This is a genomic window from Clostridium sp. YIM B02569, assembly GCF_022320765.1.
Lineage (GTDB): Bacteria > Bacillota > Clostridia > Clostridiales > Clostridiaceae > Clostridium > Clostridium beijerinckii.
In genome coordinates this window covers 163,397-175,707 of sequence record NZ_JAKJJX010000013.1, presented here as the reverse complement: position 1 = coordinate 175,707, position 12,311 = coordinate 163,397, and the positions used below count along the sequence as shown (strand labels likewise).

Below are 12,311 nucleotides of genomic sequence, written 5' to 3'. Positions count from 1 at the left end.
TTGAATAAACATCTATGAAATAGATTGTTTCAACTAGCCCTTTAGTAGTACATTTCTTTTCTGCTAAGTTAGAGCATTCAATTATGTTTTCAATATCTTCTTTTTCGCATCCACCTTCTTTAGTAAAAAACTTCAATCCATTATAGTAATACGGAAGATGACTTGCTGTTATCATTACAGCTCCATCGCATGAATAATTCTCTAATATAGTTGTCATAAACATTGCAGGAGTCGTACATATTCCACAATCATAAACATTGCAACCAGAATCAACTAAAGCTTCTATTAATGATTTTTTCAATTCTGGTCCAGATAACCTTGAATCCATGCCAACTGCTATTTTTATATTTTTATTACTGAGTCCTTTAGTTTTTTTAAGCCACTCTACAAAACCAAACCCGACATTATTGACTAAATTAGGCGCAAGATTTTTAGTTCCTTCATGTTCTATAGCTATTCCCCTTATATCCGTTCCACTTTGTAGTCTTTTAAGTTCTTGCAGCATAATAAACCCTCCCTATTTTTGTCCATGCATAATTTCCCCGCAAAAAAGGATACTTCTTTAATTCCATATATCTGTAACCTAGATAAAAAGATAGGAAAATAAGCATATTCTCCTATCTTGCTTTTAAAGGAAGTTACTTGCTTTGTCCATAGTAAGCATTTTTACCATGTTTTCTTAAAAAGTGCTTATTCATAAGCATCTTGTCCATAATATTGTCTGGACTCAACAATTCAGTGAAATATGCCATCTTCGCAACTTCTTCCATGACTACGGCATTATGAACAGCTTCTTCTGCATTTTTTCCCCATGCAAATGGACCATGATCATTTACAACTACACCTGGACAGTGTAACGGATTGTTTCCTGTTATTTCTTCAATTATAACTGTTCCTGTTTCCTTTTCATAAGCTCTACTTATTTCTTCCTTAGTCATTTTCCTTGTGCATGGTATACTTCCATAAAAATAATCTGCGTGTGTTGTTCCACAAGCTGGTATAGCTCTTCCTATTTGCGCCCATATAGTAGCCCAAGTTGAATGTGTATGAACAATTCCACCTATTTCATCAAACTCTTTATATAGTTCTAAATGTGTTGGTGTATCTGATGAAGGCCTTAAACTACCTTCAACTACGTTTCCTTCTAAGTCTACAACTACTAAATCTTCTAAAGTCATATTATCATACTCAACGCCACTTGGTTTTATTACCACTAATCCAGTACTTCTATCAATCCCACTAACATTTCCCCATGTATAAGTTATAAGTTTCTTTGCTGGTAATTCTAAATTTGCCTTTAAAACTTGTTTCTTTAATTCTTCTAACATTAATAATCACTCTCCTAATTAATATATTATTTAAATTTTTCTTCTATTTCTTTTATTTGATTGAGTCTATTAACATGATGCTTACCTATAAACTCTGTGGATAACCAAATATCTACTATCATTAAGGCTAATTCTTCGCCAATTACTCTTCCACCTAAACAAAGTACATTAGAATCATTATGCTCTCTGGTAGCTTTCGCAGTAAAACAATCTCCAACTAATGCTGCTCTTACACCTTTTATTTTGTTTGCTACGATAGACATACCAACACCAGTTCCACAACAAAGTATTCCCTTTTCACAATCTCCTATAGATACCCTATTTGCTACATCCATAGCTATCTGAGGATAATCTATACTGTCTTCTGAAAATGTGCCAACATCGATATATTCTACTGAGTTTTTATCTAAATATCCCTTGATAAATTCTTTTAATTTATATCCTCCATGGTCTGCCCCTATTGCTATCATGTATTTCAGCTCCTTCACTTTATAAGCTTAGTTAAAGTATTGCTTCCCTAAATCTTTTTATTGTTGAATCAATATCCTCTTCTCTAAATATTGCTGATCCAACTACTATATTAGTTGCTCCATTTTCAACAACTTTACCTATGTTCTCTAAATTTATTCCTCCATCAACCTGAAGCTCACATTCTATATTTTCGCTTTTTATGAAATTACTCACTTCATTAATCTTTTCCATCATAGGCTCAATGAAGCTTTGTCCTCCAAATCCTGGTTCTACAGTCATTATTAATATTTTATTTACCATATGACTTATATGTTTCAATGTATTTATTGGTGTTGCCGGATTTAACGCTACCCCAACTTTTATCCCAAAACTCTTAATTATATACATTAAGTTATATATATGTGGAGAAGATTCTTGATGTATTGTTATTGTATTCGCACCAGCTTCAACTAACGCATCAATGAATATCTCTGGATTTGTTACCATTAGGTGTACATCTAATTCTATATCACAAGCAATTTGTTTAATCATCTTAATTTGATCTATTCCAAAAGCAATATTAGGTACAAAATGTCCATCCATTATATCTATGTGTAATTCTTTAATTCCCTGCTTTTTAAGTTTTACTATAGTTTCTTCGAGTTTTAAGAAATTTGCTCCTAATATTGAAGGTGATAATTTAACTTCCATACTATATCCCTGCCTTTAAATTGATTTTACTGTTTCAACTATATGTTCTGCTGTTAAATTATATTTTTCTAATAAAACTTCGGCGTTACCTGATCTTCCAAACTCATCATTTATACCAATTCTCTTTATTTTTACTGGGTACTCTTCAATTAAAGCCTCTGCAACAGTTGAACCTAACCCTCCAATTATGCTATGCTCTTCTACTGTTACGATTTTACCAACTCTTTTTGCAACCTCAACAATTAAGCTACTATCAAATGGCTTTATAGTTGAAATATTAACAACCGTTGCATTAATACCTTGTTCACTTAATATTTGAGCCGCATCCAAAGCTTTTGCTACCATTATTCCAGTTGCAATTATAGCCACATCATCACCATTTCTTAGGATTTCACCTTTCCCAATCTTGAATTCATAATCTTCAGTGTGTATTTCTGGAGTTGCTGCTCTTCCTAATCTTATATATACTGGCCCACTGTATTCTTTCGCTGCAAATATTGCTTTTTTTGCTTCAATAACATCTGCTGGACTTAATACAACCATATTAGGGATACTTCTCATTAAAGATATGTCCTCTATTGCTTGATGACTTCCACCATCTTCACCAACAGTTATACCTGCATGAGTTGCCACTATCTTAACATTTAATTTAGGATATGCTACTGAATTTCTTATCTGTTCAAATGCTCTTCCTGCTGCAAACATAGCAAACGTACTTGCAAATGGTATTTTTCCACATGTAGCAAGACCTGCCGCAGTTCCAATCATATCTCCTTCAGATATTCCCATATCAAAATATCTTTCTGGTGCAATTTTCTTAAACTCAATGCTTTTAGTTGCTTTTCCTAAATCTGCTTCTAATACAACAACATTATTATCTAATGCTAGCTCCTTTAATGCTTGTCCATACGCTTCTCTTGTTGCTACTCCCATTATTTTTCCCCTCCTTCTAATTCAGCTAGTGCCTTTTCAGTTTCTTCTTTATTTGGTGCCGATCCATGCCAATTAACGTTATTTTCCATAAACGAAACGCCTTTGCCTTTAACTGTCTTACAAATTATAATTGTTGGTTTACCTTTTGTATCCTTAGCATCATCTATAGCTTTACTTATCTCTTCAAAGCAATGTCCATCTATGGTTACAACATTCCATCCAAATGATTTGAACTTCTCGTCAATCGGACTTATACTCATTATTTCTTCATTAGATCCATCTATTTGCAATCCGTTTAAATCAAGAAAAGCAGTTAAGTTATCAAGTTTATAGTGTGCAGCGCTCATTGCAGCTTCCCATATTTGCCCTTCTTGTGCTTCTCCATCTCCAAGTATTGCATAGACTCTGTAAGAACTTTCATCTAGCTTTCCTGCTAAAGCCATTCCATTTGCTGCTGATAGTCCTTGTCCTAGTGAGCCTGTGGACATATCTACTCCTATTACCTTTTTCATATCAGGATGCCCTTGCAAATTTGATTCATATTTTCTTAATCCCAAAAGCTCTTCTTTAGGGAAGTACCCTCTTTCTGCTAATGTGCAATACAATGCTGGTGCTGAATGCCCCTTTGATAATACAAATCTATCTCTATTTGGGTCTTTGGGATTTTTAGGATCAATATTCATCTTTTCAAAATATAAAACAGTTAAAATATCTGCAATTGATAATGATCCACCTGGATGACCTGATTTTGCTGCTGATACACTTTTAATTATGTTCATTCTAATGCTATTAGATATTTTCTTTAAATTTTCTTTCATAACTATTCACCACCTATATTTCTACTACTACTTTATTGAAATTAATTTCTCTATTTACCATCTTCTTTAAATATTCTCCAACCTCTTCAAGTTTTATCTTATGGGAAATCATAGGTTTAAATACAATCTCTCCTTTTCCCATAAAGTCAACGGTTGCATGCCAAGCATTCCCTGGATATGGCTGTGTGTAAGAATTCCAAGATCCCTGAATTTTTAATTCTCCTCTTAATATACTTTCTGTTGCTGATTCACTTAATGGTAGTGGTGTATGAGATATTCCTACAAATACCACATTTCCTTTCTTTTTAGAAATAAGTAAGGCTTGTTCTTGAGTAAATTTGCTTCCTGCTGTCTCTATTACCGCATCAGCTCCACCACTTGTAATCTTTTTAATTTCAGCCACTACATCAGATTCCTTTGAATTGACTGAATAATTAGCTCCTAACTTTTTAGCAAGCTCCAATTTTTCATTAAAAATATCTACTGCTATAATTTTAGATGCTCCGAAAACCTTAGCCCATTGTATAGCAAATTGACCTATTGGCCCACACCCTAAAACTACTACACTGTCACCTACCTTAATACCTGCTTTTGCTAGTCCATGGTATGCTATAGTTGCTGGTTCAATTCCGGCAGCAGTTTCAAAATCTAAACTATCTGGTAATTTTAATATATGATCCGCTGGCACTTTGACATATTCAGCTAAAGCTCCATTTACTCTTGTTCCAATAATGTGATAATCAGTACATAATCCATAATCTCCAGATTTACAGTAAATACATTTTCCGCAAGGAACTAAAGGTGCAACTGCAACTCTATCTCCTATTTGAATATTTTTGACATCCGATCCTACCCCACTTATTTCACCTGAGAACTCATGACCTAATATAATTGGATATTTTGCTCCTCCACTAAGTCCACTTACCATACTTCTTGGTAGATCTGAACCACATATACCTACATTTTTAACTTTTACTAGCACTTCATTAGATGAAATTTCTGGTATATCTACAATTTCATATCTAACATCTCCTATTCCATATAATAATGAAGCCTTCATTTTATTTGTCACTATAAACATCCCCTTTCTATCTTTCTGAAAATATATAAAGCAATTTCCGTGCCATACAAAAAAGTAATTTTAATTTCTTTATATGCCTTATATTTAAAGTGTTAAATTGATTTATATTACATTTTATAAAACTCATTACATTATGATAAATTGTAAAATCATATGGTTTTATTGTGACCTATCTTTGTTAAAGCGAATAAGATTTCTTTTCTATTCTTTTTTAAATATAAAAACTATTCAATCAAACTTTTTTAAGTTATACCATTAAGGAGTACATCTTCCATAGATTTTACTGAAATATAAATTCCTAAAGAATAAAAAAGTATCCTGATCAGTAGATCAACTATGACTATCTACTAAACAGAATACTTTTCACTTAATTTATTTTTCTATATTAACTTGCCATACTAGGAGTTACTCCATCTTCTCCTATATTTTTTACAGCTTGTCTTTCTAAATAATCAACAATCGCATTTTTATTCTTCTTAAACAATGCCCATAAAGCAATATATACTGCCACCGCAATTGCAATAAACACTGGGTTTCCTGTTAAGAATGCAAAGAATACTAATCCCATTAAAGGTTTTCCTAATATATTAAAGCTTGTAATCATCATAGCACCTGCTGGTATAGCTACACCCACACCAACTGCCATCGATGTGAACAATGGCGCTGTAAATGTACATACATATAACCCTAATCCAAACCATATTATACCTGAAAGTAAAACTTTAAATATATTTCCGTTATATACGGCAACTAAACCTTGAACCATATATGGAAGTGCAAGTAAATCAACTACAGGTAATACTTGATTTCCTGGAAGTATCATTGCTAATACAAGCATAAATGGTATTAATATTAACCCTGATATCAATGTTGCTGGTTCACCATATCCTACTGCATCGTTTACTGCTATAAACCAATCACGATTTCCTTGGTTTTGCATGAATTTCCTTGCTCCATCTGTTATAGGTGAAAATGCTTGTGCAAACATACTAGCAACTTTAGGGAAAATAGCCATAACCGCACTAGTCGCAATACCTAATTTTAATATTTCTCCCCATGCCTCCATAGTTCCTATTCTTGCAACATTACCTAATATACCTATAAACATTCCTAAAAATAATCCTAGAGTCATAGGTTCTCCAAAGAATCCTAATTTCTTTTCTAATTGTTGTGGATTCAGTTTAATCTTATTAAATCCTAATGCGTTATATATTGGATCTATAGCAACTGCAAATATTGATGCTTCTACATTATGCATAGCTATTATTGTACAATTCGGATATCTGTAATAATTTGACCATCTTCTTGCTACTAATTCTGATATTAGTAAGCTGTATAGATTCAATAAAACCATACATGCTATTCCTAAAGGGAAGCTTCCTGTTACCCCTATAACCATAGCTCCCCAAACCATGTATGAGTAATTATTCCACAAATCTGATGGTTGAAAAACATCTGTCCACTTTATTAGAAATAATACAGTCTGCAATAGAATTCCTAATCCAAGATATATCATACCTGCACTTGAAGAGAAAGCAACTAGCGATGTAGCTTGCCATCCTACGTCAAACACTGGACGGTTTACTCCTGTACTTTCAACCATTCTATTAATAACTGGTGTTACTATTGGTGTAAATGAATTCAATATTAGTGAAAAGCCCTGCAAGGCAACACCAGCATATATAGCCGAAAGAAATGATTTATTAGTTGATATTCTGAAAACTTTTGCTATTACAAATATAATAAACGGAACTATTATTGCTGATCCAAATGTGTCAATTATTGATTTAAGAAATGCTAACATATTTAATTCCCCCATTATTAATAATATTTTACTATTTATTTAGTTCGTCTACTGTTTTGAATACGTCTTCAAAAAACTTATCTTCTCCTATTCCTGTAAGACATGCAAATGCATTGATAGTTGGTATCTTATAATCCCCAGGTGGTAGTGGACTTGTGTAAACAATAAAATCAAACCTTCCTGACTGTGCTAAATTTAATGCTTCTGTTGGTCTTGCTTCTGTTGTAGAAGAGCTTATTCCTTTTTCCTTTAATGTTTCTTTAACTTTTCCTGCGACCATAGATGATGTTACTGTACCTGAGCCACAAACTGATAATACGTTGACATTTTTCATAATATATTCCTCCCAAAAATTTATTATATAAACTTAAAATCTTTTATAATTTCAAGTACTATATTCCTATACATTCTAATAATTTTGTTACTTCCTCTGTAGATGATGAATTCTTTATCTGCTTTAATAACTCCACATTTTGAAAAACTGACATTAGTTTGCTTAGCAAAGTTACCTGAGAATCAGGATCGTTTATAGCTAATAAAAATACAACCATTACTTCAACTTTTTTGCTAGGATCTATCATATTTCTAAACTCTACTGGATTCTTTAGAACAGCTAGTGCTACATTAGATTCATTTACATGCTTAGAATCTGTATGCGGGATTGCTACACACATTTCTCCGATATCAAGTCCTGTAGGCAGCGTCTTTTCTCTTTCTAGAACAGCATCTATGTAAGTAGACTTAACATATCCCTTTTCAAACATTCTCTTTCCTAATTCCTGTATGACCTCTTCTTTGTTTTTTACTTCTAAATTTAATGCAATTAAATCTGAATTCATTGTTATTCCCCCTATTTGTTATATTTCTTTAAACTTGTTTAAAATTATATTTTTAAATTCCAACTCAGTTAAACTATTCTTCATATTTTCTATGAAAATCTTATCCTCTAAAATTTTTAGTGTGTTTTTTACAATTACCTTATCATTTGCTTTAAAAACTGGCATAAATATTATATTTACATTTCCAACCCCCCAATCAATTGGACTTTTTAACTTGATAAATACAAAGCTTGTCTTGTTTACGTATGAAGACTCTCCATGTGGAACAGCTATTTCTCCCTTTAGATATGTTGGAGCTAAATTTTCCCTATTAACAACAGATGATAAATACTCTTTATCTACACTTCCATTATTTATAAGTATTGAGCAAACATACTCCAATAAATCCTTTTTGAAATATATATCTGGTTCAAATATCAATAAATCTTCATCTATAATCCTTTCATATTTTTTTAGTTCTTCACTTTTATTTACTAATGAATCTATATTTAAATTATTTAAGATTTCTTTATCATACGGTATGAAATTTATTCCCTGTATTTCTGGATCCATAGTTCCTATGACCGCTAATATATTATTATCTTCTTTTAATTTAACTATCTTGTTTGATAATTCTTCATCTAGTGCACTCATTTCATAGAAGTTTACATCACTATATTTATCCATTAAATTCTTACTTATATATTTAGCCATTCCCTCACCAGTTAGACATAATGAAATTATTGCTTTTGGTTTATCTGATACACTTTCCATAAAATATCTATGTCCGAGTCTATCCTTCATTAAAGAAAAGTATATTTCATCAAGATTCCCTTCTCCTATTGAAATCTTTCTAGCTGCTTCTAATGCGATTATAAGGTCTACCCTATCCATTGTCCTTGATTTTATTCCAGTTCTTTTATTAACTATATCTCCTATATTATTTAATGAACCCATATCTACTAAGAAGAGCACGCCTTTTCCCTGATCTATTATTTTTGATAGTTCAACTACCTTGTTATATATATTGATTGGATTCTCATCTAAAGGCATGTCTATTGCTACAGGAAATCTTATTCCTAAAAGTTCCTTAACTACATTAGTTATAGCAGTAGCTATTTTTCCATGAGAAATTATCATTAATCCAACTTTATCTCTTTTATTTTCAGATTTTAGTGCTGCTTTTATATACAGTCCTATAAATATAATTTCATCATTAGGTATTTCTATGTCTTTTATTTTTTCAACTCCCATAGCAAATCTTTTAGCTACTTCATATTCATAAGTTGTATCGCTTATAATTTTATCTACATTTATTATCTTTTGTTTTAACCTTATCCTTTTAATGCTTTCCTCTACATGGATAGCTAAGTATTTAAATACATTTTTATTTATTTCTAATGATGGATTCTCTTTAATTAGTTCTTCCATAAAGGTTTCTATAAAATCTAATAAATCTTCACTTACAAAGCTTCTTAAATCATTCATAGAAAATGATTTTTCATAATTAAAAGTAGTTTCTATATTTGTAAAACTATTTTGTATAAATGCCCAGAGAATACTTTCAATATCTGCTTCTTGTATATCTATCTTCTTAAGTTCGTAATATTTTCTTTCAATCTGCCTATATATATCCTCTGGAAACGCGCTTTCACTAACTTCTGTTGATTCTTCTCTTAATTGATTTTCCAACATAAATGGAATAAATATAGAATCCTTTACATATTTTCGTATCTCTGCTCTATTAATATCCTGAAATTTTATATCTTGAAACGAGTCATTTATCTTTAATATTTGATTCATATCTATTATCAATGATTCTTTATTTATATCTTCCTTATTTATGAAAGTCATAAAAGCTCTTGCGCATAAAACCTGAATCATATTCTGCAATTGACCAATATTGGCACTAAACTTTTTTAGAGCTAGTATTTCTACTACTTTTTTATCAACAAAAATTTTAGCATCTATTCTATTACACTCTGCTTGAAATTCATTATAGATGATATCAATCTTCTCTCTTATTGATCTTTCATGCAGAGAAGGAATTTTTATTACCATTGGTATCCTTCTTCTAAATGTTAATAGTAAATTAGCTTCTACATTTTCAGTAGTTGCTCCAATCAACATTAAATTAACTTTTCTTTCTGAATTGGCTTCACCCAATCTTCTAAATTTTCCTCTATCCATAATAGAGAAGAGTATTTCTTGACCTTTTGGAGGTAACCTATGAATCTCGTCTAAAAAAAGTACTCCTCCATTTGCTTCTTCTACTAATCCAGATGCATCTGAATCTGCGCCTGTAAATGCACCTTTTTTATGTCCAAATAAGAGTGATAATAATAATTGTGGATTGTCACCATAATCAGCACAATTGAATACAACAAACGAAGCGTTTTCTTTTATAACCTTCTTTTTCTTTGCAAATTCATACATGCATTCAGAAAATTTACTTTTACCAACTCCACTTTCTCCAACGATTAGTGTTGTAAGTCCTCTAGGTGGATATAAAATTGCTGATTTAGCTTGTTCGATAGAATTTTTCAAACTTCCATTACTTCCAATTAGGCAATCAAAAGGATCTGTTACTTCCTCTTTTTCAACTTTAACTTTATTAACTTCAAAATTATCTTTTTCTAATATTTCTTCAACAATTCTTCTTGAAACATCAAATCCTTCGGCCAATAGTTCTCTAGTAAGCTCAGATACTGCAATGTCTTTATTTTTTTTTAATATAGTTGATGTTGCCACCTTTAAATATGGATATCTCCTTTGCCTAGAGTTTGCTATGTTTAATTCTTTTCTTAAATTGGTTATTGATTCTCTAGCCACACCCAAGAATTTAGCCATTTGAACATCAGTCAGTGGATTTTTTTTATTTTCGGTATTAATGATGTTTATAAGTTTGTTTTCTAAATCCATAATAATATCTCCTCTCGCAAATTAAATATAGCAACTTCCATGCCATACTTAATTCTTTTTTGTAATTTTATCCTAAGCATTGTATTTACTAGCATTTATTAAACCCTTTACATTTTAATCAAATATACATTTTGTATAGTAAGTAATTAACAAAATGTATATTTAGAATTAATGATATAGAAGTTATTATAATTTTACTATAATATCACTTAACTATATAATTTTGATCTAATGTTAACTTGAAAATTGAATTTTATAGTATATAATTGGTATTATAATTTAGTTGCATAGGGGGTATTCAATTTGAAAACATTTACTACCGAATCTATAATTAATCACTCTTGTAAGAAAATATTTAATACTTTTGTAAAATCTGCAAAGGCAAACTTTCCTGACTTTAAAGAAAAAAGAGCTGTTGGAACCTATTCTAAGCAAAAGAAGAATAAAAGATTTAGGGTTGAAATAACTGCATTTGAAAGAGATAAAATCTACGAAATAACTGCTAGAAATAGAAGAGAATCCTTTATAACTAGATATCAACTTATTCCTATTTCTGAAAATGAGACTAAACTCATTTTTACTGAGATAGAGAGTGATAGAAACATATTTGGAAAAATAAATTCTGCATTAACTTCTTTACTTTTAGGTAAACGTCAACCTGATGAATTTAATACTTTTATAAAGAACTTAGAAAAATCATTAGCTTCCTAATCAACATATTTTAATCTTTCATATAGAAAGCATTGTCATTAATAAATTGTTTCTAATAAAAACTACTTTAACTTTTAATGACAATGCTTTTTATAATTCATATATTCTCCACTTTTATACTAAGTGAATTAGGAATAAAAAACTTTATTAAGCTGCAGTATCTATTTACAAATTATCAGTCTGCCTAAAATACACATAAAAATAAGATAGGACTAGTTTTATCACATAGCCTATCTCGAAAACTTGTTGATATTGTACTATCTATTTTATATCTTTATTTACTAATCTAATCTCCAGTTTTTACTTAGAAATTGCTTTTCTATACATTATAGATATAAATTTATTTCCGCTTTTATTTATTCATGTATTTGAATTATTATATTTCTTCTATTGCTAACAGTCTAGGGTTACTCCCCTCTTGTATTTTAATATATACTTTTGCCATCTTCATTTGTAAATCTTTTATTACTGTTTTTACTCTACATATAAAATAATAATCTTCAATTCCATTTGTAATTACTGCAACCGGATTGAACTTCCATCCCTTTATGCCATCTAGTGCTTTTCTAAGCATTTGTTTGTCTTCTATTGTAATTTTATCTTTAATTTTTAATTCTTCAATTTCTCTTAACATAAATATCAAACTCCTTTCCTTATGAATATACTATTATTTTTTCTTGTCAGTTCTTTGTCAAATATATTAATCATTTCTTAATATATTGTTAAAATAAAATA

At 30.6% G+C, this 12,311-nt stretch carries 12 protein-coding genes and 1 pseudogene; 1 reads left to right on the top strand and 12 read right to left on the bottom strand.

Translation table 11 applies throughout. The annotated features are described in order from the left end of the window. From L3B96_RS13685 to L3B96_RS13635, 11 genes and pseudogenes are all read right to left on the bottom strand, one after another. Positions 1 to 505 (bottom strand): annotated as a pseudogene (locus L3B96_RS13685) (phosphomannomutase/phosphoglucomutase); the annotation flags it as partial. 133 nt (positions 506 to 638) lie between these two features. Continuing rightward, positions 639 to 1,328, bottom strand: coding sequence for an L-ribulose-5-phosphate 4-epimerase (gene araD / locus L3B96_RS13680; RefSeq protein WP_017209700.1), 690 nt, complete (start codon positions 1,326 to 1,328; stop codon positions 639 to 641). Between the two features lie 26 nt (positions 1,329 to 1,354). Beyond that, the gene (gene rpiB, locus L3B96_RS13675) at positions 1,355 to 1,798 is read right to left on the bottom strand and encodes a ribose 5-phosphate isomerase B (RefSeq protein WP_087701235.1); all 444 of its coding nucleotides are present in this window, start codon (positions 1,796 to 1,798) and stop codon (positions 1,355 to 1,357) included. A gap of 31 nt (positions 1,799 to 1,829) precedes the next feature. Continuing rightward, complete coding sequence (gene rpe / locus L3B96_RS13670; protein ID WP_011967896.1) at positions 1,830 to 2,489, bottom strand: ribulose-phosphate 3-epimerase; 660 nt, start codon at positions 2,487 to 2,489, stop codon at positions 1,830 to 1,832. A 15-nt stretch (positions 2,490 to 2,504) separates the two neighbouring features. Further along, a complete protein-coding gene (locus L3B96_RS13665) occupies positions 2,505 to 3,422 on the bottom strand; it encodes a transketolase family protein (RefSeq protein WP_023973694.1) in 918 nt (305 codons plus the stop codon). Continuing rightward, positions 3,422 to 4,240: a transketolase gene (locus L3B96_RS13660; RefSeq protein WP_238861434.1), complete on the bottom strand. Its 819-nt coding sequence runs from the start codon at positions 4,238 to 4,240 to the stop codon at positions 3,422 to 3,424. Before L3B96_RS13660 ends, L3B96_RS13665 begins: the two co-directional genes overlap by 1 nt. 13 nt (positions 4,241 to 4,253) lie before the next feature. Then, on the bottom strand, positions 4,254 to 5,321 hold the full coding sequence (locus tag L3B96_RS13655; protein ID WP_207716934.1) for a galactitol-1-phosphate 5-dehydrogenase: 1,068 nt from the start codon (positions 5,319 to 5,321) through the stop codon (positions 4,254 to 4,256). 385 nt (positions 5,322 to 5,706) lie between these two features. Further along, positions 5,707 to 7,125 carry a PTS transporter subunit IIC gene (locus tag L3B96_RS13650; protein ID WP_077830856.1) on the bottom strand — a complete coding sequence of 473 codons (1,419 nt, stop codon included), beginning with the start codon at positions 7,123 to 7,125 and terminating at the stop codon, positions 5,707 to 5,709. Between the two features lie 31 nt (positions 7,126 to 7,156). After that, positions 7,157 to 7,459 carry a PTS sugar transporter subunit IIB gene (locus L3B96_RS13645; RefSeq protein WP_011967891.1) on the bottom strand — a complete coding sequence of 101 codons (303 nt, stop codon included), beginning with the start codon at positions 7,457 to 7,459 and terminating at the stop codon, positions 7,157 to 7,159. Positions 7,460 to 7,517: 58 nt separating this feature from the next. Then, positions 7,518 to 7,964 carry a PTS sugar transporter subunit IIA gene (locus L3B96_RS13640; RefSeq protein ID WP_238861433.1) on the bottom strand — a complete coding sequence of 149 codons (447 nt, stop codon included), beginning with the start codon at positions 7,962 to 7,964 and terminating at the stop codon, positions 7,518 to 7,520. An 18-nt stretch (positions 7,965 to 7,982) separates the two neighbouring features. Beyond that, entirely contained in the window at positions 7,983 to 10,865 is a 2,883-nt protein-coding gene (locus tag L3B96_RS13635) for a sigma 54-interacting transcriptional regulator (protein ID WP_011967889.1), read from the bottom strand. A gap of 303 nt (positions 10,866 to 11,168) precedes the next feature. Between L3B96_RS13635 and L3B96_RS13630 the strand changes: the two genes are divergently transcribed. After that, positions 11,169 to 11,576 (top strand): DUF3284 domain-containing protein, encoded by a 408-nt coding sequence (locus tag L3B96_RS13630; protein ID WP_011967888.1) that lies wholly within the window; start codon positions 11,169 to 11,171, stop codon positions 11,574 to 11,576. A 376-nt stretch (positions 11,577 to 11,952) separates the two neighbouring features. Here the strand turns inward: L3B96_RS13630 and L3B96_RS13625 are convergent, their stop codons facing one another. Beyond that, positions 11,953 to 12,210 (bottom strand): hypothetical protein, encoded by a 258-nt coding sequence (locus L3B96_RS13625; protein WP_011967887.1) that lies wholly within the window; start codon positions 12,208 to 12,210, stop codon positions 11,953 to 11,955. Between the last annotated feature and the right edge of the window lie 101 nt (positions 12,211 to 12,311).

Bases quoted from the DNA above. Each gene is read 5' to 3' on its own strand.
- L3B96_RS13625 (WP_011967887.1), bottom strand. From the start codon at position 12,210: ATGTTAAGAGAAATTGAAGAATTAAAAATTAAAGATAAAATTACAATA.
- L3B96_RS13665 (WP_023973694.1), bottom strand. From the start codon at position 3,422: ATGGGAGTAGCAACAAGAGAAGCGTATGGACAAGCATTAAAGGAGCTA.
- rpe (WP_011967896.1), bottom strand. From the start codon at position 2,489: ATGGAAGTTAAATTATCACCTTCAATATTAGGAGCAAATTTCTTAAAA.
- L3B96_RS13645 (WP_011967891.1), bottom strand. From the start codon at position 7,459: ATGAAAAATGTCAACGTATTATCAGTTTGTGGCTCAGGTACAGTAACA.
- L3B96_RS13650 (WP_077830856.1), bottom strand. From the start codon at position 7,125: ATGTTAGCATTTCTTAAATCAATAATTGACACATTTGGATCAGCAATA.
- araD (WP_017209700.1), bottom strand. From the start codon at position 1,328: ATGTTAGAAGAATTAAAGAAACAAGTTTTAAAGGCAAATTTAGAATTA.
- L3B96_RS13660 (WP_238861434.1), bottom strand. From the start codon at position 4,240: ATGAAAGAAAATTTAAAGAAAATATCTAATAGCATTAGAATGAACATA.
- rpiB (WP_087701235.1), bottom strand. From the start codon at position 1,798: ATGATAGCAATAGGGGCAGACCATGGAGGATATAAATTAAAAGAATTT.
- L3B96_RS13655 (WP_207716934.1), bottom strand. From the start codon at position 5,321: ATGTTTATAGTGACAAATAAAATGAAGGCTTCATTATTATATGGAATA.
- L3B96_RS13635 (WP_011967889.1), bottom strand. From the start codon at position 10,865: ATGGATTTAGAAAACAAACTTATAAACATCATTAATACCGAAAATAAA.
- L3B96_RS13640 (WP_238861433.1), bottom strand. From the start codon at position 7,964: ATGAATTCAGATTTAATTGCATTAAATTTAGAAGTAAAAAACAAAGAA.